Annotated in this window: 26 protein-coding genes; 8 read left to right on the forward strand and 18 right to left on the reverse strand. The window is 65.2% G+C overall.

Going from position 1 to position 25,294, the window contains the following annotated elements:
• From purH to M9902_RS05820, 8 genes are all read right to left on the reverse strand, one after another.
• Positions 1 to 1,602 (reverse strand): bifunctional phosphoribosylaminoimidazolecarboxamide formyltransferase/IMP cyclohydrolase, encoded by a 1,602-nt coding sequence (purH, locus tag M9902_RS05785; RefSeq protein ID WP_297221535.1) that lies wholly within the window; start codon positions 1,600 to 1,602, stop codon positions 1 to 3.
• 65 nt (positions 1,603 to 1,667) lie between these two features.
• A complete protein-coding gene (gene fis / locus M9902_RS05790) occupies positions 1,668 to 1,931 on the reverse strand; it encodes a DNA-binding transcriptional regulator Fis (RefSeq protein WP_297172462.1) in 264 nt (87 codons plus the stop codon).
• A 99-nt stretch (positions 1,932 to 2,030) separates the two neighbouring features.
• Positions 2,031 to 2,549, reverse strand: a complete 519-nt coding sequence (locus tag M9902_RS05795; RefSeq protein WP_297221536.1) for a DUF3426 domain-containing protein — start codon at positions 2,547 to 2,549, stop codon at positions 2,031 to 2,033.
• Complete coding sequence (gene prmA, locus M9902_RS05800) at positions 2,546 to 3,478, reverse strand: 50S ribosomal protein L11 methyltransferase (RefSeq protein WP_297221734.1); 933 nt, start codon at positions 3,476 to 3,478, stop codon at positions 2,546 to 2,548. Before prmA ends, M9902_RS05795 begins: the two co-directional genes overlap by 4 nt.
• Before the next feature lie 110 nt (positions 3,479 to 3,588).
• Entirely contained in the window at positions 3,589 to 4,902 is a 1,314-nt protein-coding gene (locus M9902_RS05805) for a hypothetical protein (RefSeq protein ID WP_297221537.1), read from the reverse strand.
• Between the two features lie 93 nt (positions 4,903 to 4,995).
• The gene (gene trpE / locus M9902_RS05810; RefSeq protein WP_297221538.1) at positions 4,996 to 6,471 is read right to left on the reverse strand and encodes an anthranilate synthase component I; all 1,476 of its coding nucleotides are present in this window, start codon (positions 6,469 to 6,471) and stop codon (positions 4,996 to 4,998) included.
• A gap of 321 nt (positions 6,472 to 6,792) precedes the next feature.
• Complete coding sequence (locus M9902_RS05815; protein ID WP_297221539.1) at positions 6,793 to 6,933, reverse strand: hypothetical protein; 141 nt, start codon at positions 6,931 to 6,933, stop codon at positions 6,793 to 6,795.
• 31 nt (positions 6,934 to 6,964) lie between these two features.
• Positions 6,965 to 8,968: an HIRAN domain-containing protein gene (locus M9902_RS05820; protein ID WP_297221540.1), complete on the reverse strand. Its 2,004-nt coding sequence runs from the start codon at positions 8,966 to 8,968 to the stop codon at positions 6,965 to 6,967.
• Positions 8,969 to 9,264: 296 nt separating this feature from the next.
• On the opposite strand from M9902_RS05820, the gene M9902_RS05825 reads away from it, so the two are divergent.
• From M9902_RS05825 to M9902_RS05840, 4 genes are all read left to right on the forward strand, one after another.
• Complete coding sequence (locus M9902_RS05825) at positions 9,265 to 9,609, forward strand: type II toxin-antitoxin system RelE/ParE family toxin (protein ID WP_297221541.1); 345 nt, start codon at positions 9,265 to 9,267, stop codon at positions 9,607 to 9,609.
• Positions 9,606 to 9,896, forward strand: a complete 291-nt coding sequence (locus tag M9902_RS05830) for a helix-turn-helix transcriptional regulator (RefSeq protein WP_297172480.1) — start codon at positions 9,606 to 9,608, stop codon at positions 9,894 to 9,896. Before M9902_RS05825 ends, M9902_RS05830 begins: the two co-directional genes overlap by 4 nt.
• A gap of 211 nt (positions 9,897 to 10,107) precedes the next feature.
• Complete coding sequence (locus tag M9902_RS05835; protein WP_297221542.1) at positions 10,108 to 10,617, forward strand: hypothetical protein; 510 nt, start codon at positions 10,108 to 10,110, stop codon at positions 10,615 to 10,617.
• Positions 10,614 to 10,820: a hypothetical protein gene (locus M9902_RS05840; RefSeq protein ID WP_297221543.1), complete on the forward strand. Its 207-nt coding sequence runs from the start codon at positions 10,614 to 10,616 to the stop codon at positions 10,818 to 10,820. The genes M9902_RS05835 and M9902_RS05840 overlap by 4 nt, the downstream gene beginning before the upstream one ends.
• Before the next feature lie 167 nt (positions 10,821 to 10,987).
• Here M9902_RS05840 and M9902_RS05845 read toward each other — a convergent pair whose 3' ends face one another.
• From M9902_RS05845 to rpe, 6 genes are read right to left on the reverse strand one after another with little or no spacing between them, the layout of a single operon-like run.
• The gene (locus tag M9902_RS05845) at positions 10,988 to 11,863 is read right to left on the reverse strand and encodes a nuclease-related domain-containing protein (protein ID WP_297221544.1); all 876 of its coding nucleotides are present in this window, start codon (positions 11,861 to 11,863) and stop codon (positions 10,988 to 10,990) included.
• Entirely contained in the window at positions 11,863 to 14,541 is a 2,679-nt protein-coding gene (locus M9902_RS05850; protein WP_297221545.1) for a DNA methyltransferase, read from the reverse strand. The genes M9902_RS05845 and M9902_RS05850 overlap by 1 nt, the downstream gene beginning before the upstream one ends.
• Positions 14,457 to 15,350 carry a type IIL restriction-modification enzyme MmeI gene (locus tag M9902_RS05855; RefSeq protein ID WP_297221546.1) on the reverse strand — a complete coding sequence of 298 codons (894 nt, stop codon included), beginning with the start codon at positions 15,348 to 15,350 and terminating at the stop codon, positions 14,457 to 14,459. Before M9902_RS05855 ends, M9902_RS05850 begins: the two co-directional genes overlap by 85 nt.
• A 14-nt stretch (positions 15,351 to 15,364) precedes the next feature.
• Positions 15,365 to 15,661, reverse strand: coding sequence for a HigA family addiction module antitoxin (locus tag M9902_RS05860; RefSeq protein WP_297172490.1), 297 nt, complete (start codon positions 15,659 to 15,661; stop codon positions 15,365 to 15,367).
• A gap of 11 nt (positions 15,662 to 15,672) precedes the next feature.
• Entirely contained in the window at positions 15,673 to 15,954 is a 282-nt protein-coding gene (locus M9902_RS05865; protein ID WP_297221547.1) for a type II toxin-antitoxin system RelE/ParE family toxin, read from the reverse strand.
• A 60-nt stretch (positions 15,955 to 16,014) separates the two neighbouring features.
• The gene (gene rpe / locus M9902_RS05870) at positions 16,015 to 16,686 is read right to left on the reverse strand and encodes a ribulose-phosphate 3-epimerase (RefSeq protein ID WP_297172496.1); all 672 of its coding nucleotides are present in this window, start codon (positions 16,684 to 16,686) and stop codon (positions 16,015 to 16,017) included.
• A gap of 233 nt (positions 16,687 to 16,919) precedes the next feature.
• On the opposite strand from rpe, the gene M9902_RS05875 reads away from it, so the two are divergent.
• The 4 genes from M9902_RS05875 (at position 16,920) to M9902_RS05890 (ending at position 20,894) form a co-directional block, all read left to right on the forward strand.
• Positions 16,920 to 17,816 (forward strand): phosphoribosylaminoimidazolesuccinocarboxamide synthase, encoded by an 897-nt coding sequence (locus M9902_RS05875; RefSeq protein ID WP_297221548.1) that lies wholly within the window; start codon positions 16,920 to 16,922, stop codon positions 17,814 to 17,816.
• Between the two features lie 100 nt (positions 17,817 to 17,916).
• Positions 17,917 to 18,852, forward strand: a complete 936-nt coding sequence (locus tag M9902_RS05880) for a carbohydrate kinase family protein (protein ID WP_297221549.1) — start codon at positions 17,917 to 17,919, stop codon at positions 18,850 to 18,852.
• A gap of 4 nt (positions 18,853 to 18,856) precedes the next feature.
• On the forward strand, positions 18,857 to 19,960 hold the full coding sequence (locus M9902_RS05885; RefSeq protein WP_297221550.1) for a hypothetical protein: 1,104 nt from the start codon (positions 18,857 to 18,859) through the stop codon (positions 19,958 to 19,960).
• Entirely contained in the window at positions 19,932 to 20,894 is a 963-nt protein-coding gene (locus M9902_RS05890; protein ID WP_297221551.1) for a hypothetical protein, read from the forward strand. The genes M9902_RS05885 and M9902_RS05890 overlap by 29 nt, the downstream gene beginning before the upstream one ends.
• Before the next feature lie 81 nt (positions 20,895 to 20,975).
• On the opposite strand, the gene M9902_RS05895 is transcribed toward M9902_RS05890, so the two are convergent.
• From M9902_RS05895 to M9902_RS05910, 4 genes are all read right to left on the reverse strand, one after another.
• On the reverse strand, positions 20,976 to 21,344 hold the full coding sequence (locus M9902_RS05895; RefSeq protein ID WP_297221552.1) for a DUF5329 domain-containing protein: 369 nt from the start codon (positions 21,342 to 21,344) through the stop codon (positions 20,976 to 20,978).
• A gap of 107 nt (positions 21,345 to 21,451) precedes the next feature.
• A complete protein-coding gene (locus M9902_RS05900; protein ID WP_297221553.1) occupies positions 21,452 to 22,171 on the reverse strand; it encodes a hypothetical protein in 720 nt (239 codons plus the stop codon).
• Positions 22,172 to 22,203: 32 nt separating this feature from the next.
• A complete protein-coding gene (locus tag M9902_RS05905; protein WP_297221554.1) occupies positions 22,204 to 23,163 on the reverse strand; it encodes an alpha/beta hydrolase in 960 nt (319 codons plus the stop codon).
• Between the two features lie 15 nt (positions 23,164 to 23,178).
• A complete protein-coding gene (locus tag M9902_RS05910; RefSeq protein WP_297221555.1) occupies positions 23,179 to 25,194 on the reverse strand; it encodes a M1 family metallopeptidase in 2,016 nt (671 codons plus the stop codon).
• Positions 25,195 to 25,294 lie beyond the last annotated feature (100 nt).

The raw sequence follows: 25,294 nt of genomic DNA on the forward strand, positions 1-25,294 counted from the left end.
TCAGTGCCGGAAATGGCGCACGCCGGTGAACACCATCGCGAGGCCGTGTTCATCGGCCGCGGCGATCACCTCGGCGTCGCGCATCGAGCCGCCGGGCTGGATCACCGCCTTGATTCCTGCCTGCGCGGCGGCGTCGATGCCGTCGCGGAACGGGAAGAAGGCATCGGATGCCATCACCGAACCGGGCACGACCAGGCCTGCATCCACCGCCTTGATGCCGGCGATGCGCGCCGAATACACCCGGCTCATCTGTCCGGCGCCCACGCCAATCGTGCGGCTGTCTCTGGCGTAGACAATGGCGTTGGATTTGACGAACTTGGCGACCTTCCACGCAAACAGCAGATCGGTGAACTGCGCATCGGTCGGTGCAAGCTTGCTCACCACTTTCAGTTCGTCGCGGGTCACCACGCGGTCATCGGCGGTTTGCAGCAACAGGCCGGAGTTGACGCGCTTGCTGTCGATGAAGCCGGGTGATGGCGCGGCCAGCGGGATGCGCAGCACGCGCACATTGGCTTTCTTCCTCGCGTAGTCCAACGCTGCGGCATCGAAGTCCGGGGCGATCAGCACCTCGACGAATTGGCGGTCGAGGATGGCCTTGCAGGTGGCGCCGTCGAGTTTGGTGTTGAAGGCAAGGATGCCGCCGAATGCCGAGGTCGGGTCGGTGGCGTAAGCGGCTTCGTAGCTGTCACCGCAGCCGCTGCCCACCGCCACCCCGCAGGGGTTGGCGTGCTTGACGATCACGCAGGCCGGTGCATCGAACTGGCGCACGCATTCCCAGGCGGCATCGCTGTCGGCGAGGTTGTTGTAGGACAGCTCCTTGCCCTGCAGCTGGGTAAAGGTGGCCAGCGACCCCGGCGCCGGATACAGGTCGCGGTAGAACGCGGCCTGCTGGTGCGGATTCTCGCCGTAGCGCAGGTCCATCACCTTGACGAAGCTGCCGTTGAGCTGGGTCGGGAACGCGCTGCGTTCGGGCACGGGCTGGGTGGCGTCGGTGATCGCCGACAGGTAGGTGCTGATCGCATCGCCGTACTGTGCGACGCGGTTGAACGCGGCGACCGCCAGCCGGAAGCGGGTCGCCGCCGACAGCGCGCCATCGCCGGCGTCCAGTTCGGCCAGCAGTTCGGCGTATTGGTCGGGCGACGTCACAACGGCCACCCGGGCGAAGTTCTTGGCTGCGCTGCGCAGCATCGCCGGCCCGCCGATGTCGATGTTCTCTACCGCGTCGGCCAGAGTGCAATCGGCGCGCGCCGTCACCGCTTCGAACGGATACAGGTTCAGCACCAGCAGGTCGATCCGCTCGATGCCGTGCTGCGCCATCACTGCGTCATCCAGCCCGGCGCGGCCGAGCAGACCGCCGTGGATCGTCGGGTGCAGGGTCTTGACCCGGCCGTCCATCATTTCCGGGAAGCCGGTGACATCGCTGACGTCTTGCACCGCCAGCCCGGCCTCGCGCAGCGCCTTGGCGGTGCCGCCGGTGGAGAGCAATTCGACGCCGCGCGCGGCCAGCGCGCGGGCCAGCTCCAGCAGGCCGGTCTTGTCGGAAACGGAGAGCAGGGCGCGGCGAACGATTACCGGCGCGCCGGAAGGGAGTGCGGCAGACATGCGCGGAAGGCGGGCGGGAGGAAACCGGAATTATAGCGGTGCGGCGCCTGCGGGCCTCGCTTGCCTCAGCTGGCCATGCCGTAGTCGCGCAGCTTCTTGCGCAAGGTGGCGCGGTGGATGCCCAACAGGGAAGCCGCGCGGCTCTGGTTGCCCTCGCAGTGCTGCAAGACTTCGACGAACAGCGGGATTTCCAGCTCGCGCAGCGCGATGGCGTACAGGTCGTTGGCCTCGCAGCCGTCGAGATCGCGCAGGAAGCGCCGCACCGAAGTGGCGACGTGCTCACGCAGCGGCGTGCGGCCGGCGTTGGGGCGGGAGTCGGGGAGGTTCAAACGGCGGTCCTCGCAGCAACCGCGTCGCGGCAGTGCGGCGGGCGGTCGGCCCAGTCTAGCGCGTTGTGCGCCCGCGTGGTGCGGCGCGCCGGCATGCGCTCATTCGAAGCGGAAATCGAAGGCCACCACGTTGGGCGCCGGTTCGACGATGTCGAAGGCGATCGAGACCGCCTGACCGGGTTCAAGCTGCAACGCATGCGGGGCATTGCCGAGGTATTCGGCGGGCTGGAAGCGGCGCGCACCGAGCAGGCGGCCGTTGACGTCGGACAGGCTCAGCGCCAGCGCCGGCCACGGCTGCGGCCAGCGGGCGTCGTTGCGGAAGCTGGCCTGCACCCGCAGCACGCCGGGGCGTTCGGGCTGGGCAATCACGTCCCGCGCCAGCATGGTGATGGCCGCCGGTTCGTGCCACGCGGGCAGGCTGCAATGCAGCGGCCCGCACAGCGAAACCAGCAGCGGCCGCAGCTGCGGGTTGGCGGCGATGCGCGCACGCTCCAGCCAGCCCAGCTGCGCCAGCAGGGCCAGCACCAGCACGACCAGCGCCAGCCATTCGGCGCGGCGATGCGGTTTCGCGCGGCCGTCGCGAGAGCCGGAATGGGCGAAGCTGGGCGCGTGGGTCATGACGGCACCGCCTGCGTGTTGCGCACGCCGTCGATGCGTATCCAGTCATCCTCGCGGGCGACCTGCAAGGCGTCGAACCACGGCGCGTAGCGTTCCAGCAAGTCGGCTTCCTGCCCCGAGAGGATGCCGGACATGGCAAGGCGCCCACCTGCCGCGGTGCGTGCGGCCAAGGTCTCTGCCAGTGCATCCAGGGCGACCGCGAGGATGTTGGCAACGACGACCGGGTAGGTGGCTGCGGTCGGCGCATCCTGCGGGAGATGGGCATCGATGTGCAGGCCATTGCGCCGCGCGTTGTCGGCCGTGGCGAGCAGCGCCTGCGGATCGGTGTCGATGCCGCAGGCATGCGCCGCGCCCAGTTTCAGCGCCGCCAGCGCGAGGATGCCGCTGCCGCAGCCGAAGTCGAGCAGACCGCGACCCTGCAAGTCGCCACGCACGGCCAATTCGTCCAGCCAGCGCAGGCACAGCGCGGTGGTTGGGTGGGTGCCCGAGCCGAAAGCCAGCCCCGGGTCGAGGCGCACGATGGCGGCATCGGCCGCGTCGGCATCCTCAGGCAATGCGTGGTTCCACGGCACGATCCAGCAGCGTGCGCCAAAGCGCATCGGTTGGAAGGTGTCCAGCCAGGCGCGCTCCCAGTCCTGATCTTCGACTGTCTCGAAGCGGGCCTGCCTCCAGTCCAGCTCCGGATCGAAAGCGTCCAGCGCTGCCAGCAGGACCAGCGCGTCGGTGTCTGCCGGGAACAGCGCGCTGAGGGTCATCTCGTCCCACAGCGGCAGTTCGCCAACGCCCGGCTCGAAGATCGCCTGTTCGTCGGCGGCATCCAGATGCGCGTCCTGCAGGGTGACGGCCAGCGCGCCGACATCCTCCAGCGCGCGCTCGAAGCGCGGCTGCTGGTCCTGGCGGCAGGGAACGGCAAGCTGCAGGTAGGGCATGGTGTACGGGCGCGTCACGAACGCGCCCATTGTCGCAGGTTCAACCCACCCGCGCGGCGCCTGCCCGGCCGCCATCGCCGCCCATCGGCCAGGCGGGCCGACGCGGGTGCTCAACCGCCGAGGATGCCGTTGAGCAGGCCGCGCATGCCGCGCCGCTGTTGCTGTTGCGGCTGCTGCGGGTCATCGTCGTCCTCGTTCTGCATTCCGCCCATGTCGAGGCCGAGGATGGCCGATGCGGTCGAGCGCGTGCGCAGGCGCACGCTCCATTCCGGATTCCAGGCCTGCTTCGGATTGGCGGGCTTGGGCGGGTAGGTGATGAAGGTCTCCGGCCCGAATGCGGACATCTGCAGCATCGCCGGCATGCCGGACTGTCGGCCGCCCCCGCCGGCGAAGATCCCGCGCGGAATCACGCAGCTGGTGGAGGTGGCCGGCAGGAACACCTTGCGGCGCAGGAGGCCGTTGACGTCGTTGTCCGACATCGACACATGCAATGCCGCGCCCGCGCCGGGCAACTCGGCGCTGCTCCACGAGGTCATCTGGTAGGCGCGCTCGCCGAGCGGCTGCATGCCGACGGCCGAGATGAAGTAGGCATTGCTGTGCGCCACCGTCGGCCAGCCGAGGTAGACCGCATCGGTCAGCTCGCCTTGCGTGCGCAGGCCGATTTTGGCCATGAAGTCGGAGGCATCGCTGACCTGGAAAAGCATCGAGGCCGGGATGCCGTCGCCGCTGATCTGGTGGTCACCGGCCAGGCGCGCGCCGGTGGGGACCTTGCGGCCATCGCGGGGATTCGGCCAGTACACATAACCGGGGCGCACCCCAATCGTGCTGTCGGGCACCGAAATCCCGCGCGATACCTGGCCGCTTGCCTGCACGCCGAAGCCCTGCATGCCCATCGGCCCCTTGCTGGGGTCGAAGGTGCCGCCGCGGATCTTGATGGTGGTGACCTTCGGCTGGCCGGGACGCACGGCCGCGCCGCAGCCCCAGTATTCGACGATCTTGATTTCCATGTCCTCGGTGCTGACTTCGCGCGGTGCGTCCGGGCGAGTCGCGCGATCCGGGCGCTGTTCGGTGATCGGCAGCAATTGCAGTGAGCGACCGAGGTTCAGCCCGGACGGGATCTGGTCGGCGGCTTCGGCGCCGGGCTTGTTGGCATTGTGCAGGGCCAGGTCGAGGTACTGGCCGGTCGTGACGCCGGTGCGGGTGGTCGGGTAGATCGTGTGGCCGCTGTCACCGCCACCATTGCGGCGCGCCATCATGCCGGCGAGGCCGCCCATCATCCCACCCATGTCCGGCATCCCGGCCATGCTGTGGGTGAGCGCTTCGACGTACAACGTGACCGGCGGGGCCTTGCCCTGCTGGCTGGCGGCGGGCAGCGCGGCAAGGGCGCTGAGCAGGGTGACGAACAGGAGGTTGCGGCGACGCATGACGGGCTCCGGAGTCGGGGTGAGACGTTGATGACAACACAAGCGGAATCCGGCAGGCAAACCGGACAAGCCCCGGAGCTGCCCGGTTCAGCCTCAAAGCCCCTTCGCCGCCTGCGCCACCGCCCGGAACAGGGCGCGGCCCTTGTTCATCGTTTCCTCCCACTCTTTTTGCGGGTCGGAATCGAACACGATCCCGGCGCCGGCCTGCACGTGCAGGCGACCGTCCTGGATCACGGCGGTGCGGATGGCAATGGCGGTATCGGCATCGCCGTGCCAGCCGATATAGCCGATCGCGCCGGCATAGACATTGCGCTTGATCGGCTCCAGTTCGCGGATGATTTCCAGTGCGCGGATCTTCGGCGCGCCGGACACAGTGCCGGCCGGGAAAGTGGCGCGCAGCACATCGGCATAGCTCAAGCCCGGCTGCAATGCGCCGGTCACTTCGCTGACGATGTGCATGACATGGCTGTAGCGTTCGATCACGAACTGCTCGCCCACTTCCACGCTGCCGGCCACCGACACCCGCCCGGCATCATTGCGACCCAGGTCAATCAGCATCAGATGCTCGGCGCGCTCCTTCGGATCGGCCAGCAATTCCGCTTCCAGCGCCTGATCTTCTTCGACGGTCTTGCCGCGCGGACGGGTGCCGGCAATCGGCCGCACCGTCACCTTGCCCGCCTGCTGGCGCACCAGGATTTCCGGCGATGAGCCGACCACTTGCGTGCCGCCGACATCCAGAAAATACATGTACGGCGAAGGGTTCAGCGCACGCAGGGCGCGGTACACGTCCACTGGACGCGCCTGGAAGGGCACGCTCATGCGCTGGCTCAGCACCACCTGGAAGGCATCACCACTGCGGATGTAGTCCTGCGCTTTCTGCACCGCATCGATGAAGCCCTCGCGGGTGAAGCCGCTGACGAAATCCGCCTCGTCCAGCGCCGCCGGTTGCAGGGTTTCCGGATACGGCGCGCCGCCGTGGCGCAGCCGATGGGTCAACGCATCCAGCCGCCGGTTGGCCTGCGCCCAGGCTTGAGGCGCAGTCGGATCGGCATGCACGATCAGGTACAGGCGGCCTTTGAGATTGTCGAACACCGCCAGCTCATCGCTTTGCATCAGCAGGATGTCGGGCGTGCCCAGCTCATCAGGCTTGGCGTTCACCTTCAAGCGCGGCTCGATATATTCGATGCACTCGAAGCCGAACCAGCCCACCAGCCCGCCGTTGAAGCCCGGCAGGCCATCGATCTGCGGCACCTTGTGGGCAGCGCGCAGGCGCTCGACTTCGGCCAGCGGGTCGGCCACCTCGCGGCTCTCGATGACTTCGCCGAGTTCGCGCACGCTGAGCGTGTGGCCACGAAATTCGTACACCCGCCGCGCCGGCAGACCGATGATCGAATAGCGACCAAAGCGCTCGCCACCTTCCACCGATTCGAACAAATACGTGTGCGGGCCATCGGCCAATTTCAGATACACGGACAGCGGCGTATCGAGGTCCGACAAGACCTCGCGCACCACGGGAACCAGGGTGAAACCGTCAGCGGCGTAGCGCTGGAATTGGGCGTGCGACAACATCGGGCAGTTCCTTCAAGACAGGCATGGGGACGATCGCGGCGGCATCGCCACGCCACCATCGCCAGCCGTGCACGGAAGGAAGGATCGCCGGGTTCATGCGGCCTAGCGTAAGCGGCGAGGTGCAGATCAGGCAAGCCCGCCACCCGCCGTCCGTTCGAGGCGAATCCGGATGCCCCATTCGTGGCGAGCCTACCCAATTCCGTTCGTGGTGAGCCTGTCGAACCATGAACGGAACCTGCCAACACCGCCCGTGGTTCGACAGGCTCACCACGAACGGCGACAGGCTCACCACGAACGGCGTTGTGGACGCACCACGAGCAGCTACTCCAGGCTCCGCCACACCGCCGTGAGCCAAACGATGCCAAACAACGCGAACACCACGCCCCACGCCGCCCACCAGAACGACTCCATGGACAGGCACGCCACCGTCAGTAGCGCCAGCAATTTCACAAGCTTTCCCATCGCAGACTCCTTGCCTCGGGCAGGGAAGCACTCACTCCAGTTCGATCTCGATCTCCACCGGCGCCCAGTCGTTGTCCAGCAGCGCGTGCACCCTTGCCGACGCCGCGGCGCCACGGTCGAGTGCCTGCGCGAGCGCCGCGTTCTCTGCGCGCGGCACGTAGCCCAGCTTGATCCGGTTCCATTCGATGCGCACCGCCCGCTGGTCGTGCGGATTGTCCGGCTCGCGTACCAGCCTCAGTACGTCACCGATTTGCAGATCGTCGAGGACGTCTTCACCCTGCCCGTACTGGAACCCGGCCACGGTCACGCGCAGCGGGCGATGGATTGGCAGCCGCCAATCGTCCTGCGCCTGGGCATAGGCCAGCACCTGCGCCAGTTGCGTGCGCAGGCGGGCATCGAGCTGGCGTCGCGGTGGCGGAGGTGGCTGGCGTTGCGCATCCTCCTGCGCCCGAAAGGCGCGTGCTTGCGCGGCGATCAGCGTCATCTGCCCACGAACAGCGTCGGCTTGCTCGGCAAGCTGGGCAAGCACCGCCTCCGCCAATTCGCACAGGGCTGGCGAGGGGTCTGCATTGTAGCGACCGCGCAGCTGATCGTTGCGAACTTCGCTGCTGAAGCCGGCGAGGTCGAACCCCAGTTGCAAGGTGGCCGCCGCCCCGGCCACGGTCTCCAGATGCACGATGCGGATGCCGCCGCGTTGGCATTGGTGCCAATAGTCGGCGACGCAATGCGCCATGGTTTCCCCTTCCATGTACAGCGCCTCAGCGGTCAGCAGTTCCCTGGCATGGCCTTCGGCAACGTCCATCTCGCCAAACAGCGGCACCAGTGGCGCATCGGCGGGGATTGCCGCGGGGATTGGCGTGAGTGGTAGTTGCACCATGGGCAAACCATGCCAATGCCGTGACGCCTCCAACAAGGCAGCAATACCTTTGCGTGCGATCCACGCCAGACCCAGCCGGTCGACGTCCAGCTCGATCTGTTCCGGTGGTTGCCGCAGCGACGCCAGTACGGCATTGAGGAGGTCCCGGCAGTCCCGGATCGCTTGCGGGAGGTTGGGGTGTTCGCGTTCACAGGTTTTCCAGACGCCATTCCAGCCACGTTTGAACGCCGCCGCCAGCCGCGAAACATCGGCCGGTGAGCGCAGATGTACCGGCAATGCCTGGATGGCGGCAAGACGCGGCTCCACCTCCTTGCGCTGGCGCGGACGGGCATGCGCGGGCAAGGCTTGCAGCAACGACACGACGGCCTCCGGCATGGCGCCCCTCTGCCAAGGCTCGCGGCCCAGCGGCGCACGCACCAGGGCACGGTCGACCCGGTAGAAGTGCGCGATGGCGTCGATCAGATCGCGACCTTGGTCGATCACGTCGAGCAATGCATTCAACGCCTGCGGCGGCATGCCCCGCCCGCGACGCGACGCCAACAGGCTATGCAACGGCACCGGCGCATGTCGTCGATAGCGGTCATTGTCGTCGTCCCGATCGCCGAACATCAGCGGCCGCTCGACCGGCTCCAGCAGCACCGGCGCCAGCCAGGCCGGAAACAGGGCGAGCGCTTGCAGGCGTCGTGCCCGCACCGGCGGTGGCACACGGATGAGGCGGTTGTAATTGCGCACCGTGCCGAAGCACGCGCCCTGCACCTCCAGGTCGCCGAGCGCCTCCACCACCTCCCGATCCAGCGCCTGCGCGAAGGCGCGGATGCCGCGTTGCAGCGGGTGCCCCCACGACACCGACCAGCGCGGCAGCGGCACGATCGGCGCATTCGGCAGTGCCACTGTGGCATCGGCCGCAGGCGTCGTGTTGGAAACCGCATCGTCCGATCCAAATTGGCGAAGGAGATCGGGCAGCAGATCGTCGTAATCGAGGTGATGCGCCGGCGCCAGCAGCGCGCGCACCAGCCCATCGCTGCCAAGCAGCCACAACCAGCAATGACGCTGCGCGTCCTCGCGGGAGAAAAACCACTGCGCAGGCACCCAGACGCGCGCCTGCACTCCGGTAGAGCCGGAGGCAAGACATCCAACGCTGCTATCGAACTGGTGCATGGGTGAACCCAAAGGGAAATCCCGATGGCTCGCATCGTTCAACGCCGCCGTCTCACGGACTGCGACACCCGCGACGGTCTCAGTTTGTGGGACGACGACCGCGGATGCTCCTCACGTCACCTTGATGGCATTGGGCATGGGAGGCCGCCACTGTCCATTGCGCAATCTCGCTCCCGTGGATCCCAAAGGCAGGAATCCTTACCGCACCGCGAGCGAAATCCCGATACCGCCACGCAACAGCGACGCGCACGCTTGAGCCTCTTCTTGCTTGATGTATCGATATTGATACAATCGCCATGCCTGCAACCAAACTCGACGTCCGCTTTTATCGGTCTGCCGCCGGCAGGGAGCCGGTTCGCGAATGGCTGACACACGCACTCTCACCAGAGGCACGGCGCATGATCGGTGCCGACATCAAGACCGCTCAGGAGGGCTGGCCACTGGGTATGCCGCTGATGCGCAAGCTGGATATCGGCCTGTGGGAAGTGCGCAGCCGCATCCCGGAAGGCATCGCGCGCATCGTGTTCACGGTGGCGGGCGCCGACATGGTGCTGCTGCACGGGTTCGTCAAGAAGTCGGCCAAGCTGCCCGGCAACGATCTATGCCTGGCGAAGCAACGCAGGAACGAGGTGCACGCATGAGCAAGAACAAACACATCGGTTCCAACTTCGACGACTTTCTGGCCGAAGAAGGCCTGTTGGAAGAAGCCAATGCCACCGCCGCCAAGCGCGTTATCGCGTGGCAGCTGGCCGAGGCCATGAAACAGGGCGGCGTCACCAAAACCGAAATGGCCGCGCGCATGCACACCAGCCGCGCGGCGGTGAACCGCGTGCTGGACGCAAACGACACTGCGCTTACACTGGACACGCTGAGCAAAGCCGCCGCCGCATTGGGCTGCCGGCTGCGATTCGAGCTGGTGGCGGCGTAGCGCCGATCGCTGCCGATCAGCGGCTGAAGGGTGTCAGCGGCTGAAGGGTGTCAGGGACAAATTCCCAGGGACAAATTCCCACGCCATTGGCCGTGACAACACCTCGAATGATGGCCGGGAGACATGAGGTGGCCATGGCTGCGGCTGGTGACGCCTGCCTCATTGGCGCGGTGCAATTGTCCTTTACGTTGTTTCGCAGCAAACTTCCGCCATGGCCTTCAACGTCCGCCAGATTTTCGCTGCTCTCGCCCAGGCGCACGTTGACTATGTGGTCGTCGGCGGGCTCGCGGTGATACTGCATGGTTATCTGCGCGCCACTGCGGATCTTGATCTTGCGCTGGGCCTGTCCGGTGACAATCCCGCCCGCGGCATGCAAGCGTTGGCCGGGATTGGGCTGCAACCGCGGCTGCCGGTGCCGCTGGAAGACTTCGCCGATGCCGCCAAGCGCGACGACTGGCGACGCAGCCGCAACATGCAGGTCTTCCCGCTTTGGGATCCAGCCAACCCACTGCGTTCGGTTGACGTATTCATCGAGGAACCCATCGACTTTCGCAGCCTGCTGGCCGCCGCAATCGACAAGGATCTCGACGGTGTACCGGTCAAGGTCGCCTGCATTCCCCACCTGATCGAGATGAAGCAGCGTGCCGGCCGGCCACGCGACCTGGACGACATCGCCAAGCTGCGCGAGATCATGGCGGCCACCGGAGGCGACCTTCGATGAACCCGGAAGCCCCGCCCGAAGGAACGTCCCAGCAGGCCGAGCGCGCGCAATTGCTGGCTTGGATACGTCTGGGAACCGCTGCGAAGATCGCCTTCTTCGAGGAAATGGTCGAACTGGCCTACCTCAGCGGCGCGCTCGCCCCGGATAGGTTGGCGCTGCGCGATTGGCCGGTATCGCCAGATGCGTCATCGCAGGCACGCTGAACAGCCGCAGCAACGTAAGGGAACCTCGAATAACTGGATTCTTGCTCGTCATTCCCGCGAAAGCGGGAATCCATTGTCTTTGCATTCAATGGCTTGGTGGTGCTCGCTGGAGGTCCCGGCCAGATAAATGAGGTTATTCGAGGCTCCCGCAACAAACGCTTACGCTTCTACTCATCCAGCTCCGGATAGCGTTTGTACAGCGCATGCACGATGCGATTGCGTTGCGCGTCGTGGAATGGCGCTCTGCCGCCGGCGTCGAGGAATGGCTGCTTGAACTTCGGGTTGATCACGCGCACATCGCTGCGTGCTGCGTCCCGATCAGCACTGACGAACCAGCCCGGAAGGCACAACACGGGCAAAACCGGAACGGGTTCGCCGGTTTCGCCGCGCAGGTAATCGGACAGCCAGCGGGCTTGGTGACGCGCCTGATCCAGCGGCCTGGTCTCGTTCCAGCCGGGGAAATGCAGGGCACTGCCGTCAAAGCTGACCTGTGCGGACGCCTTGCCGGTCCCGGGCTTGCGGCGGGATTTGGTCTCCACGGCAAACACCGAGGTCCGCCCGATCACCACGTGGTCGATGTTGAAGCGCTCCGCCGGCAAGTCGTGCAGTACCAGGCAGCCTTCAGCCTGCAAACGATCCAACAGCTGTGCCGTCGCGATTTCGGCGCGCATGCCATCGTGGCATGCCCGCCGTTCGCGCCAGCGCGGAACCAGCTTGCAGATCGTCATGACGGTGAATGCCAACGCGGCAGCCACGACGCCACCGTCCAGCCAGGTGAATGACAGCCGGCTCCACGCCACGCGCGGCAGCACCACCACCAGGGTGGCCAACGGCCCAACCACGACGAGCAAGATCAAGTACTCGTCGATTTTCTCCGACATCACGTCCATGCGGCGACGCAGCTGCTCGCCAGGAAGGTACGCCAATTTTTCGGTCAGCGGCGAGCGTCGACCTTCCCGCTTTTGTTGCCTGCTCAGCCAGAACACCACGGCTGCGGCACCCAAAGGGGGCAGCAGGATCGCCAACATTGCGATGAAGGGCATCACCTTGCTGCTCCGGTTTTCTTACGGGCTTTCTTTTCCTTCGCCACCGGCAGCAGGCTGGTGATGGCTTGATAGCGCTGGAACAAGAAGGCCACGCGCTCGGCGTCGGTGGTGAGTTTGGGGGGTTTACGGCCGGCGGTTTTTTCGGCGGCGAGGTAGGCAGCGTCCACCGCCTTGTCGAGCGCTGCGTGGGCTTTCACCAGCGCCGGCGGCATGGTCAGCGGGTCGTAGAGGTCGGCGAGGGTTGCATCGGGGAATTGGGCGCGGGCGTCGAGGACGGCTTGGGCGGCGGCTTCAATCGCGGCGCGGTGCTTGTTCCCCTCTCCCCCCGGGAGAGGGGCTGGGGGTGAGGGCGGCTCATGCAGGGCATTCCAAATCCCCTCCAGAACCCCCTCCAGATTCTCCAATGCCTCGTTGTTCCACACGCGCAGCGTGCGGATGCCACGCGCATGCAAAAAGGCATCGCGTCGCGCATCGTGAGCAGCAGCGTCCTCATGCTGGCTGCCGTCCAGTTCGATGCACAGCTTGGCGGCATCGCAATAGAAATCCAGCGTGTACGGTGGCAGCGGATGCTGGCGGCGGAACTTGAAGCCTCCCAATCGGCGATCACGCAGCAATTGCCACAGACCTTGTTCGGCATCGGTGCCATGCTGGCGCAGGCTGCGCGCGAAGTCGGTGGCTTCCTTGGGTGGGTAGGGTTTGTGCGTGTTCAAGGCGCCCTCACCCCAACCCCTCTCCCGGGGGGAGAGGGGCTCACGTGCGCTGCCTGCTTGTCCTTCCCCCTCCATGCGATGGCAACACGTTTTGCCTGCTTGTCCTTCCCCCTCCGGGGGAAGGTGGCGCGCAGCGCCGGATGAGGGCGCTTTGGGCTTGTCGTCAACAGCGCCCTCACCCCAACCCCTCTCCCGAGGGGAGAGGGGCTCAAGCGCTGGCCAGGGGAAGTTGTTGTAGACGATGTTTACCGAATACTGATAGTCACTTTTTAGGCGGCCACTTGTGTATCGCGTCCATGCCATGTGCATGGTGGAGGTGAGGATACCGAAGTCGTACAACGTGGCATGCGGAAAGATTCGCAATTTATTGCTTGCTAACGTTTCCGGGGACATGAAGCCAATCGGAATGAAATGGCGCCGCTCGGATGACACTTCCGGAATCACCAGATAATTGTCGTCCGGAATGTTCTCCACATGAAACCGCGTCGGCGTCGCCGCCAGCTTCCGCGTGGGCGCGCTCTTGCTGGTCAGCCGCAGCTGCCGCACCGCTTCCACGCGCTTCAAGCATTCCGGCATCGCCCGCAATTCCGACGGCGGGCAATCGCCCAGCCACAGGCACCAGCGTTCCCAGCCATTGATGAACTCATCCGCGCCGAGCCAGCGCCGGAACCACTTTGCCGAAGCAGGCTCCTTCGCAATGAAGGCATCGCGCTCGTCGGTGGTGAACAGGTAGTGGCCGCCGTCGATCGGCTTGTTGCCGATTCCGATTTCCGGAACCTCGCAAATCGGCGTATTGCGACTGGGCAGCAGCACATCCGCCGCGTCCACCAGATACGGGTTGATGTTCGCAACCGCCAGTTCGTGCGACTGCCCGCGAATGTCCTGATAGTCGAACAGGCGCTTGGGCGTGAGGTCGCCGCGGGCAAAGCCCACGATCACGCAATGCACCGCCGCCACGCCGCGCGCTTCGTTGTTCCATTGAAAGGTGCGGTGGGCGAAGAAGATGCGCATGCCCGCGTTCAACATCGCGCCCCACAGCACGCCCACCTGCTCGCCCTGGGTGATGGAGTTGGTGGAGACGAAGGCGCAGCGAATGGCCTTTCCTTCCCCCTCCGGGGGAAGGTGGCGCGCAGCGCCGGATGAGGGCGCTTTGGGCTTGTCGTCAACGGCGCCCTCACCCCAACCCCTCTCCCGGAGGGAGAGGGGCTTGAGATAGGCGGCTGCCTTCAGATACCAAGCGCATACAAAATCCAGCACGCCTGCGCCTTTCAGTGGGCCGGCAATTGCCAACAAATCGTCGCGCTGCTGCGCGTTCATCATCTTCGACCCCACGAACGGCGGATTCCCCAGAATGAAATCCAGCTCCGCCGCCGGCACCACGTCGTTCCAGTCGATCCGCAGGGCATTGCCATAGACAATCGTGGCGGATTTCTTCAGCGGCAGGCGCAGCACGTTTTCGCCGAACTGCTCGGCCACGCGCAGGTTCATCTGGTGGTCCATCAGCCACAGCGCCACCTGCGCGATCTGCGCGGGGAATTCCTCGATCTCGATGCCGTAGAACTGGTCCACGTCCACCAGCACGTGGTCTTGCACATGCGCCAGCACCGATTGCTGACGAGCGAACTGGCGCTCAAGCACCTGCAATTCCAGCAGGCGGATTTCGCGATAGGCAATCACCAGAAAATTGCCGCAGCCGCAGGCCGGGTCGAGGAACTTCAGGGTGGCCAGTTTGCGATGCAGCTGCGCCAGCTTTTTCTCGTCGTGGCCTGCCTTGTCCAGCTCGGCCTTGAGGCCGTCGAGGAACAGCGGGCCGATGAGCTTGAGGATGTTCTTCTCGCTGGTGTAGTGCGCGCCGAGATTGCGGCGGGCCTTGGCATCCATCACCGACTGGAACATCGAGCCGAAGATCGCCGGGCTGATCCGGCTCCAGTCAAGCTGGCTGGCCTCCAGCAGCAGGCCGCGCATGGCGGCGTTGAAATCGGCCAGCGGCAGGAGTTCATCGAACAATTTGCCGTTGACGTAGGGCAGTTCGGCCAACTGTTCGTCCAGCGTGGTCTGGCGCTTTTCCGGCGCGCTGCTGAGCACCTGGAAGATGCGCCCGATCCACATGCCGAGGTCGCTGCCGTCTTCGCGGGTGCGCTGGCTGATGAGCTCGTGGAAGCCCTGGCGCGGGAAGATGCCGGTGTCGTCGGCAAACAGGCAGAACAGCAGCCGCACCAGCAACACTTCCAGCGCGTGGCCATCGAAACCCGCGCTTTCAGTGCATCGTGCAGACGGCCCATGCGCTCGGCGGCCTGCACGTTGACGGGGTCTTCTTCCTTGTAGCTGCGGGTCTGGTAGCCGCTGATGAAGCCGAAGCGGCCGATCTCCTTCGGCAACTCCGCCAGCGTGAATTCCACCCGCTCGCGGGTTTCGAGGTCATGCAATACGAAACGGCGGAAGTCGCTCACCAGCACATGGCGCGGCAATTCCGCATCGCTGAGCCCGGCGAAGTAATCGGTGGCCTGCGCGAACGCGGCCTCCAGATCGCGGCCGGCGCTCTTGTGCTCGGCCAAGAGCACACCCGGCCAGAACACGTCGATGCGGCCGTACTGGCTGCCGGAAAAGCGCGCGGCTTTCTGCTCGAACACCGCCACCCGCCGACGCTGCACGCCGAACACGTGGAAGAACGCGTTCCAGAAACTCTGCGCCTCGGCGCGCTCGCTGGTCTCGGTGGCCCATTCGCGGGCAAATGCGCGGGCGCGGTCGCGGATTTCGTTGAGGCTCAGGGGCATCGGGTCGCCTCGGTTTACGCGGCCGCCTGCCACGGTTGAATGGAGGCCAGCACATCGCCGATTGCGTCCTTGGCCATGGCGGCATCGAAGTCCAGCTGCAACCCGGTCCAGAACTCGTCCGAGGTGCCGAAGAAGCGCGACAGCCGCAGGCCGGTATCGACGGTAATGGCACGCGTCCCGGCGACGATTTCCCCGATGCGCCGCTGCGGCACCCCGATGGACTTGGCGAGCCGGTACTGGGTGATGCCCATCGGCTCCAGGAACTCGTGCATCAGGATGCTGCCCGGATGCGGATAGGGAATCTTGCGCATGGCCTTGCCTCCTAGTGGTAGTCCACGATTTCGACCTTGCCGGGGCCGCTGGCGGCCCAGATGAAGCACAGCCGCCACTGGTCGTTGATGCGGATGCTGCGCTGTCCCTTGCGGTTGCCTTTCAGGGCTTCCAGGCGATTGTTGGGTGGAATGCGCAAATCGTCCAAGCTGGCCGCCCGATTCAACATGGCCAGTTTGCGCATGGCAACGGTTTCGATGTTCACGAATCGACGCACGCGCACGCCATCGAACAGGGCTTGCGTTTCCCGACAGCGAAACGACTGGATTGCCATGACGCGATACTATTGCGTTCCGTTAGTATCGTCAAGAGATAGTATCGAGCGACGTCACCTTCACCGCACCGCCGCCACCGCCTGCTTCATCTGCGCGATTGTTTTCGCGTAATCGGGCTTGCCGAAGATCGCGCTGCCGGCGACGAAGGTATCGGCGCCGGCCTGGGCAATCTCGGCGATGTTGTCTGGCTTCACGCCACCGTCGATTTCCAGCCGGATGTCGCGTCCGCTGGCGTCGATCATGGCGCGCACCTTGTGCAGTTGCGTGAGCGCCGAAGGGATGAACGATTGCCCGCCGAAGCCGGGGTTGACCGACATCAGCAGCACGTAGTCGAGCTCGGGCAGCATCACGTCCAGCACGTCCAACGAGCTGGCCGGGTTGAACACCAGCCCGGCCTGGCAGCCGCGCGACTTGATCAGCTGCACGCTGCGATGGACGTGCTTGCTGGCCTCGGGATGAAAGCTGATGTGGCTGGCGCCGGCGTCGGCGAACATCGGGATCAGGCCATCGACAGGCTCAACCATCAGGTGCACATCAATGGGCGCGTCCACGCCGTGCTTGCGCAGCGCCGCGCAGACCAGCGGGCCGATGGTGAGGTTGGGCACGTAGTGGTTGTCCATCACGTCGAAATGCACCCAGTGGGCGCCGGCGGCCAGCACGTTGTCCACTTCCTCACCGAGTTTGGCGAAGTTGGCGGAGAGGATCGAAGGGGCGATCACGGTGGGCTGCATGGCGGGCATCCAGGCTGTTCACGACGACACGCCAGGGCGGCGCATCGGCACCAGTTTACAGGCCACGCCGGCCGCGACGGCTGAAGCCAGCGCCGATTCCGTTCGCAGCGAGCCAGCCGAGCCATGAACAGGATCAATGCGAATCCGCTCGTGGTGAGCCCTTCGACAAGCTCAGGACAGGCCCGTCGAACCACGAACGGATAAAATGCGCTTTCCACCCCGAGCACACGCCGATGGCCACCACCCTGCTGCACTCCGATCTTCCGGGCTTGAACCTGATTCATCGCGGCAAGGTGCGTGATGTGTTCGATCTTGGCGATGGCCATTTGCTGATGGTGGCCACCGATCGGCTGTCCGCCTTCGATGTGGTGCTGCCCGACCCGATCCCCGGCAAGGGCGAGATGCTCTGCCAGATCAGCAATTTCTGGTTCGGCCAGACCCGCCATATCCTCGTCAACCACCTCACCGGCATTGACGTTGCCAGCGTGCTGCCGGCGGGCGTAGATGCCGCGCTGTATGCCAAGCGTGCGGTGGTGACGAAGAAGCTCACGCCCGTTCCGGTGGAATGCATCGCGCGTGGCTACATCATCGGCAGCGGCTGGAAGGACTACCAGCGCAGCGGCGCGATCAGCGGGATTGCCTTGCCTGCCGGCTTGCAGCAGGCGCAGCAGTTGCCCGAACCGATTTTCACGCCGTCGACCAAGGCGGCGGTGGGCGATCACGACGAGAACATCGACTTCGCCGCCGCGGTGAATCTGGTCGGCCGCGAACGCGCCGAACAGGTGCGCGATGCCACGCTGGCGCTGTATGCGTTCGCCCGTGATTACGCCGCGCAGCGCGGCATTATTCTGGCCGATACCAAGTTCGAATTCGGCACCGATGCCGATGGCCATCTGTATGTGATGGATGAAATGCTGACGCCGGATTCCAGCCGCTACTGGCCGGCCGAGCAGTATCAAGTCGGCAGCAGCCCGCCCAGCTACGACAAGCAGTTCGTGCGCGACTATCTGGAAACCCTGGACTGGAACAAGACCGCACCGGGGCCGCGTTTGCCGGCCGAGGTGATCGCCAGGACGCGGGCCAAGTACGCCGAAGCGCTGGAAAAGCTGGCGGGAATCCGGATCGATTAAGCGCGGCCACAGCGGAGCCGGGGGGCGCCCGCGCGGTCGGCGTGGCGGCGGGTCGGGCGCGCTATCATCCACGCTTGCCCTGACGACGCGCGAGGCGGTAATGGCTGCACTGATCTGTGGTTCCCTGGCCTACGACACCATCATGGTGTTTCCCGACCAGTTCAAGAACCACATCCTGCCGGACAAGGTGCACATCCTGAACGTGTCCTTCCTGGTGCCGCGTATGCGCCGCGAATTCGGCGGCTGCGCCGGCAACATCGCCTACAACCTGAAGTTGCTGGGAGGCGATCCGATCCCGATGGCCACCGTCGGGCAGGACTTCGGCCCGTACCGCGAGTGGTTCAACGAGCAGGAGATCCCGCTCGATCACGTCAAGGTGATCGATGAGCTGTTCACCCCGCAGGCCTTCATCACGACCGACCACGACAACAACCAGATCACCGCCTTCCACCCCGGCGCGATGATGCGCAGCTACGAAAACCACGTGAAGGACGTGGCGGACGTGAGCATCGGCATCGTCAGCCCGGACGGCTACGAGGGCATGCTGCAGAACGCGAAGGAATTCGCGGAAGGCGGCGTGCCCTTCATCTTCGACCCCGGCCAGGCGATGCCGCTGTTCAACGGCGAGGAGTTGCGCGGCTTCATCGACAAGGCCGACTACGTCTGCGTCAACGATTACGAATCCAACCTGCTGCAGGAGCGCACCGGCTGGAGCGCGGCCGCGATCGCCGGCAAGGTCAAGGCCTACATCGTCACCCGCGGCCCGCAGGGTGCGGAAATCCATGCGGCTGGCCAGCAGCACCGGATCCCGCCGGCGCACGAGCGCCGCATCACCGACCCGACCGGCTGCGGCGACGCCTTCCGCGCCGGGCTGATCTTCGGCATCGAGAAAGGCTACGACTGGATGACCATCGGCCGCATGGGCAACCTGATGGGCGCGCTCAAGGTCGAACACCCCGGCACCCAGAACCAGCGCTTCGACTACGCCGAATTCTCCGAACAGTTCCGCCAGCAGTTCGGGTATGCGTTGGGGTGATGGGATGAAGCCGTTGCTGGCTCCGGATGTTCTTGCCGATGGCCTGATGAAGGTGTCGATCGAACGCGGCCTGTACAAACAGGTGGATGTCGGGAAGGTCTCCGCCGGCGCGCACTACACCGAGGGTGATTGCTGGCTGCAACCGCCGGTGGATGCCTTCATTCGCGCACAGATTCATTCCAAACAGCTGAGACATGTGCTCGACCCCTTCGCCGGCGATGGCCACCTGTTGAGGTTGATCGGACAACAACACGGGTTGAGCGCGCACGGGCTGGATCTGCATGCAGGCGACTGGCCGCGCAATGACAGCCTGAGGCGGATTCCGGCACAGGCCGATACGCTGATCTGCACCAACCCGCCCTACTTGGCCAAATACAGCGCGCGGCGCAAGGGCGTGTGGCCGCTGGTGGCCGACTACTTCGATGATTCCGGCTACGACGACCTATATCTTCTGGCCATTGCCCGGATGTTGGCGACCGGCATGCCGGTGGTAGCGATCATTCCGGAAACCTTCATCGCCAGCGGCCTGTTTCGCGAGCACCTTGAGCGCGTGGTCGTGCTGGAGACATCCAATCCGTTTGTCGCCACCGAAACCCCGGTCTGCGTGGCCTGCTTCGATCCAGCGGTGACGGCGACCGCCATCCGTTGTTACAAGGACAACCGTTTCATTGGCTTGTTGGGGCAGTTGGAGGCGGGCGCCGAATTGCTGACGAGCGAATCCTCCAGACGTCAGGTGACCTTCAACGTCGCCAAGGGCATGTTGGCACTGAAAGCGGTGGACGGAACCCGCGCCGATGATCGAATCCGTTTCCTGAAAGGCGCGGACTTCGGCTACGACACCGGCATGATCAAGGTCTCCAGCCGGTTGATGACCCGCATCCACGTCGACGGCCTGAATCCGCAGGCGCTTGATGCGCTGATCGTCGGTGCCAACGCCGAGCTGGAACGCATCCGTGAATCCACGCAGGACATCGTGCTCAGTCCGTTCAAGGGCAACAACAAGAGCGGCACTCGTCGCCGGAGGCTGGACTATCGTCTGGCGCGTTTGATCATCGCGTCGGTTCTGGAAACACTGCCGAATGACCAGAAACAGCAAACTCTTTTCTGACTGCCTGCGGCACCCGGAGCCGCTGGTCGATCCGTTTTACTGCTCGGAACAGCTGATCATTCCGACTGCGCCGGAAGCGGGGGACAATGCCATCAGTCGACTCTGGCGGGAAGTGCGCGATCGCCTCACCGCGGCCGATGTCGCCTTGCGGGATGATGATGACAGCGGCTTTGGTCGCCATGTTCGGGAGCTGGATGCGTTGCTGCAGAACGAAGGTGCGAATTTCCTTGAATTCACCTCGTTTTTCCCGGCACAGGATGTCTCGTATTCGAGTTACCGCAAGCTGGATTTGGCCGAACGACTGGAATTTCTCGATACTGTCATGCGCCGCTTCATCGCGTTGCGCCACCGGATCTACGCGGCCCACGGCTATACGCCGGTCTCGGTACAAGTTCGCCGGGATTTCGAGAAGCACAAAAGCGGCGGTGCCTCCGCCAAGCGCAAGCTGGAGGCATTGTTCGAAAAGTACGGCTACGTCAAGGCTGAGTCGCTTGCGCGATTTCAGGACACACCGCGCGCGTATCTGCATGCCGAAGGCACACTCTATGCGGAGTGCGAGGCTTGGTTGCGGTCGTGTGGACTGCGCTTTCAGTGGCGACAGAATCACCAGGGCAAGTTGCCGGATGCGATCTTCCGCAACGGCGATGCGCTCAAGATTGTCGAATGCAAGCACATGAAGGAAACCGGGGGTGGTCAAGACAAGCAGCTATCGGAACTGATCGATCTGATCGGCCATGACGAGCCTGACTTCAGCGAAGCTGGCGGGCTTCAGGTTGCCTACGTTGCTTTTCTCGATGGCGTGTTGTTCAACGCCTTGCGATCACCGCGTGCCCGGAAGATGCGTCAACAGCGCGAGGCCATCGAGCGTCACCTGCATGCGCATCCGCACAATCGGTTCGTCAACACCTGGGGATTCCGGCAATTACTTGACTGAGGGGACCTCGAAAAACCATGTTTGTCTGGCTGGGTCCTACAACGGAGCACGCGCGACTCGCGGACGCGGGGGGCGTTCAGGTCACCCTGCCCCGCGCAGCGCCTTGAGCTTGCTGCTGAACCAGCGCCCACTCTGCACCGGCGGCGCGGTGCCGCAGCGGACGAGATAGGGCTGGCCCGACAGGCTGCTCTTGCTGGCGGCAAGCTCGATGAAGCCCTCGGCGGAGCTCACCATCCCCTTCTTGAGCAGGTAGTCGTATTTCCGGCGCAGGTGGTCCGAGGCTTGTTGCGCGGTGTACCAAGTGCCATTGCGCGAGAACGTACATCCTGATGCTTGCAGCGCCGAGAACAGTTGGCCGATCTCGCGGGTCGTCGCGGCGGAGGGCGTTTGCGCGAGTGCCGCGATTGGCAACGCAAGGGCGAGGACAAGGGTGGTGAGTGCAGTTTTCATTTCGTGCCGAGTTGACCTTGGTTTGACGACGAAAGTTCACCGATGCTTCGGGGCGTTCATCGCGTGACGCCTGTCGCTGGTTGAATTCGCCGGCTGCATTCGCTCACTCAATTCCACTTCGGCAGCTTTGACGCATCCAGCCCGCCAACTTCAAAGCTGGCGCTGCGTCGACCCATCTGCTTGGTGGGGAATTCGATGGTGAGTTGTTTGCCGGACTTGGCGAGTTTCCACAGCGCCTTGTTGTCGACGATGAACATGGCGATGGCCTCGTCGGTGTTCGGGCGCGAGCCGGGCAGGGTGTGCTCCTTGCCGTCCACGGTGATCTTGAGCTTGCAGCCCTTGTAGCAATCGAAGTCGCCGGCCTGCAGGACGAGGTAGGCGCTGCGGCCCCATTCGGGATGGTCGCGGAAGATCAGCCGCACCGGGTGGGCGCCGGCGCCGTCGGTGTCCACTTCTTCGCTGGAATAGATCGATGCCGAGAGCTGGTGGCCGCCTTTCACCGTTTCATCGCCGTAGGACCACAGCGCTTCCAGCCGGCGGGTCTCCTTTTGTTCCTCGGCCTTGGCGGCGATTTCTTCGAGCTTGGGTTTCACCCGCGCCGCCGCCGCGCTGGCCGGATAGTCGTGCAGCAGGACGTCGCCGTAGCCTTTGGCTAGGTGCCAGTTCTGCGCCGCCACGGCGGCTTCGAATTGTTTTTCCATCGCCTCGGCGGCCTGTTCGTCGGCGGCTTGCTGCGCGGCCGCGGCCTGCGCGGCGGCCTGTGGATCAGCGCGCTGGCAGGCGGGCAGGAGCAGGCACAGGGCGATGGCAAGTGTGGCGATTTTCATGCGGGAGGGCTTCGGTGCGGGGAGCCGCAAGTCTATTGCGTTGTCGGGTTGGATTCGATCAAGGTGACGACTGCCTCGGCCACGGCATCCACCCGCTCGATCAACGACATGTGGCCGCAGCCGTCGAGCAGCAGCTTGCGCGCCTGCGGAATGCGCTGCGCGTACAGCTCCAGCGCACTCGGGTCGATCACCGCATCCTGCCGCCCCCACAGCAGCAGAGTCGGCTGGCGGATGTGCACGGCTTCCTCGCCTGGCAGCAGGGATTCTTCGCTGCGACCAATCCGGTCCATCACCGCCTGCTCGAAGTCGGCATCGCGGATGCGCTGCCGGATAAGCCCCCAGGACGCCGGCCACGGGATCCATGGTTTGCTGGGCTCATCGAAAAACACGCTGTCGACGTAGCGGCGCAGCGAGGCGGCGTCATGGACGGCGAAGGGATTGTTCCCGGACAGCACGTCCAGCCCGAACGGGTTGTCGGCAAAGCGCACGCCGGCGGCATCGAGCAGGCCGAGTTTGGCAATGCGGCCGGGATGGCGCGCCGCGGCCAGCGCGGCGATGCCGCCGCCCATCGAATGTCCCAGCAGGACGACCGGGACATCCGGAGACAGCGCGGCGATGAACGCGGCCACGTGCGCCGCCTGTTCCGGAAAGCCATACACCGCGTCGGGCTTGCGCTCGCTTTCACCCCAGCCGGGCAGGTCCGGAATCAGCAGGCGGTAGCGGCCGCGCAGCGCGCGCGCCAGCGGATACCAGTTTTCCTTGCTGCCGGTGAAGCCGTGGATCATCACCACGACCGGCGCGTCGGCCTTGAACTGCGCGCTGGTGGCATAGGCCCAGCGATGGCCGGCGGCCTCGATCTGCGCCGGTACCAGCCCGGCGGCGCGGCGCTGGCGCGCATACTCCAGCCGGATCGGCAGCAGCGGGTCGCGCCACAGGGCGATGGCCGTCGCCAAGGCGACGACCAACACCAGCGCGAGGCCCCACGCCAACACGAAGCGTCAGGTGGCTCAGTGCGCCGCGGCGGGGTCCGCCTGCGCAGCCGCCTCGCCTTCCGGCTTGGGCACAGCGGGCGCTGCCGCCGGTGCCGGCGCATTGCCCAGCTTGGCTTTGCCCTCGGCGATCACCTGCTCGATGGTGCCAGCGGTGATCGGGTGGGTGGCAGGCTTGGCCTTGGCGAACACCTGCTCGGCGAAAGCCAACCCGCCTGGCGTGGCCACCAGCGCCTTGTAGATCGGGATGATCAGCTTGCGCCGGCCCACCCGTTCCAGGAACTTGCCCATCTCCTCGCGCGCGGCCGCATAGCCGCTGCGTTCGGCCAGCGGATACCAGCGCATCGCGATCTCGCCGTTGGGGGTGCCGGTGAAGTGGTAGGTCGCGTCAAGCTGCTCCAGCTGCTCGGGCTTGAGCGTGGCCGGCATGCCTTCCAGGAAGTGCACCCATTCCTGCGTGCTCCATTCCCCCGTCACGCTCTTGTCGGGCAATTTGCCGCTGCCCTGCCAGGCGATGCGCCCGGCGTTGACGGTGGCAAAGCGTCGCGACTCGATCTTCGGCGCGTCGGCCGGGATGCCCGGCTCGTACAGCCACTCGTCGATTTCCCGCATCGTCACCTTGCCGGGATTGTCCTTGAGCAGGGTGGATTCAAGATAGGCGCGGAACTGGCGGGTGGTGATGCTCTGGAACGCGAAGTGGTCGAAATAGCCGCGCAGCCACGGGTCGAACACCCCGCGGCCGAACTTCTGTTCGAGGTATTCCATGAACCAGGCGCCCTTGGTGTAGACGGTGGCGCTGGACTGGTCATCCGGGTCGGCCAGGGTGCCGGGCTTGAGCGAGAGCCGCTGCAGATCCGGCGCGAGGGTGGCGAATTCGCCCTTGAGCTCGTCGCGGTCGATCACCTCTTCCATGTCGGCCATGTCGCGGCCGTAGAGCTTCTCGGTGATGCGGCTCTGCACGTAGGTGGTGATGCCTTCGTTGAGCCAGGCATCCTTGTCGGTGGCAAACGTCACCAGGTTGCCCGACCAGCTGTGCGCCAGCTCGTGGGCGACCAGCGAGACCAGCGACTTGTCGCCGACGATCACGGTGGGGGTGGCGAAGGTCAGGCGCGGGTTCTCCATGCCGCCGTAGGGGAAGCTCGGCGGCAGCACCAACAGGTCGTAGCGGCCCCAGCGGTAGGGGCCGTAGATCTGCTCGGCGGTTTCGATCATCTTCTCGGTGTCTTCGAACTCCTTGGCGGCCTTGTCGACCATGGCCGGCTCGGCCCAGACGCCGCTGCGCGCGCTGATCGGCTTGAACACCAGGTCGCCGGCGGCGATGGCAAGCAGATAGGACGGGATCTTCTGCGGCATCTTGAAGCTGTAATCGCCGTCACGCGCCGCGTTCGGGTCGTTGTCGGCGCTCATCAGCACCATCGCGTCCTTCGGCGCCGTGACATGCGCGCTGTAGGTGAAGCGCACCTGCGGGGTGTCCTGCAGCGGCACCCAGGAGCGGGCGTGGATCTGCTGCGACTGGCTGAACATGAAGGGCTGCTTGCCGCCTTCGGTCATCGACGGCGCCAGCCACTGCAGGCCCGAGGCCTCCGGCGAGGTGGCGTAGGTGACGCGTACCTTGGCCGGGCGCTCCGGGGTCTGGATCGTCAGCGCGCTGCCCAGGGTCTTGTCCGGCGCGGCCAGCTGGAATTGCAGCGGTGCCCAGCTGCCGTCGGCGCGCTGGCCTTCGGCCTTGTCGATGTGCAGGTCGCGGGTATCCAGGACCAGCGCGGTGGCTTTCTGGTCCACCCAATCCAGGGTGTAGGTGGCGCTGCCGCTGATTTCCTTCTTGTCGAAGTCGATCGCCAGATCCAGCGCGATGTCGGTGATCCGCACCTTGTCCGGCTGGGCGTAGGAATGTTCGTCCACGACGGTCTCCGCGGCGACGGTGGGGGCAGCGGCCGGCGTGGCGGTGGCTTGGGGAGCCTGGGACTTGCCGCAGCCGGCGGCGACGAGGGCCACGGCGGCAGCGGCGGCAAACGACAGGAACAGCGGGCGCATGGGCACGATCCGTTGACGGAAACCCCGAGTTTATCGCTGTCAGCCGCGTTCCGTCGCATCACATCCCTGAATGCCGGTTGGCGCGCACAGACTGGCCGTG

The sequence above is a fragment of the Thermomonas sp. genome, assembly GCF_023953935.1.
Taxonomy (GTDB): domain Bacteria; phylum Pseudomonadota; class Gammaproteobacteria; order Xanthomonadales; family Xanthomonadaceae; genus Thermomonas.

Coding starts and splice junctions, on each gene's coding strand:
- purH (WP_297221535.1), bottom strand. CDS start 1,602: ATGTCTGCCGCACTCCCTTCCGGCGCGCCGGTAATCGTTCGCCGCGCC.
- M9902_RS05795 (WP_297221536.1), bottom strand. CDS start 2,549: ATGACCCACGCGCCCAGCTTCGCCCATTCCGGCTCTCGCGACGGCCGC.
- prmA (WP_297221734.1), bottom strand. CDS start 3,478: ATGCCCTACCTGCAGCTTGCCGTTCCCTGCCGCCAGGACCAGCAGCCG.
- M9902_RS05805 (WP_297221537.1), bottom strand. CDS start 4,902: ATGCGTCGCCGCAACCTCCTGTTCGTCACCCTGCTCAGCGCCCTTGCC.
- trpE (WP_297221538.1), bottom strand. CDS start 6,471: ATGTTGTCGCACGCCCAATTCCAGCGCTACGCCGCTGACGGTTTCACC.
- M9902_RS05815 (WP_297221539.1), bottom strand. CDS start 6,933: ATGGGAAAGCTTGTGAAATTGCTGGCGCTACTGACGGTGGCGTGCCTG.
- M9902_RS05820 (WP_297221540.1), bottom strand. CDS start 8,968: ATGCACCAGTTCGATAGCAGCGTTGGATGTCTTGCCTCCGGCTCTACC.
- M9902_RS05825 (WP_297221541.1), top strand. CDS start 9,265: ATGCCTGCAACCAAACTCGACGTCCGCTTTTATCGGTCTGCCGCCGGC.
- M9902_RS05830 (WP_297172480.1), top strand. CDS start 9,606: ATGAGCAAGAACAAACACATCGGTTCCAACTTCGACGACTTTCTGGCC.
- M9902_RS05835 (WP_297221542.1), top strand. CDS start 10,108: ATGGCCTTCAACGTCCGCCAGATTTTCGCTGCTCTCGCCCAGGCGCAC.
- M9902_RS05840 (WP_297221543.1), top strand. CDS start 10,614: ATGAACCCGGAAGCCCCGCCCGAAGGAACGTCCCAGCAGGCCGAGCGC.
- M9902_RS05845 (WP_297221544.1), bottom strand. CDS start 11,863: ATGCCCTTCATCGCAATGTTGGCGATCCTGCTGCCCCCTTTGGGTGCC.
- M9902_RS05850 (WP_297221545.1), bottom strand. CDS start 14,541: ATGCGCGGCCTGCTGCTGGAGGCCAGCCAGCTTGACTGGAGCCGGATC.
- M9902_RS05855 (WP_297221546.1), bottom strand. CDS start 15,350: ATGCCCCTGAGCCTCAACGAAATCCGCGACCGCGCCCGCGCATTTGCC.
- M9902_RS05860 (WP_297172490.1), bottom strand. CDS start 15,661: ATGCGCAAGATTCCCTATCCGCATCCGGGCAGCATCCTGATGCACGAG.
- M9902_RS05865 (WP_297221547.1), bottom strand. CDS start 15,954: ATGGCAATCCAGTCGTTTCGCTGTCGGGAAACGCAAGCCCTGTTCGAT.
- rpe (WP_297172496.1), bottom strand. CDS start 16,686: ATGCAGCCCACCGTGATCGCCCCTTCGATCCTCTCCGCCAACTTCGCC.
- M9902_RS05875 (WP_297221548.1), top strand. CDS start 16,920: ATGGCCACCACCCTGCTGCACTCCGATCTTCCGGGCTTGAACCTGATT.
- M9902_RS05880 (WP_297221549.1), top strand. CDS start 17,917: ATGGCTGCACTGATCTGTGGTTCCCTGGCCTACGACACCATCATGGTG.
- M9902_RS05885 (WP_297221550.1), top strand. CDS start 18,857: ATGAAGCCGTTGCTGGCTCCGGATGTTCTTGCCGATGGCCTGATGAAG.
- M9902_RS05890 (WP_297221551.1), top strand. CDS start 19,932: ATGACCAGAAACAGCAAACTCTTTTCTGACTGCCTGCGGCACCCGGAG.
- M9902_RS05895 (WP_297221552.1), bottom strand. CDS start 21,344: ATGAAAACTGCACTCACCACCCTTGTCCTCGCCCTTGCGTTGCCAATC.
- M9902_RS05900 (WP_297221553.1), bottom strand. CDS start 22,171: ATGAAAATCGCCACACTTGCCATCGCCCTGTGCCTGCTCCTGCCCGCC.
- M9902_RS05910 (WP_297221555.1), bottom strand. CDS start 25,194: ATGCGCCCGCTGTTCCTGTCGTTTGCCGCCGCTGCCGCCGTGGCCCTC.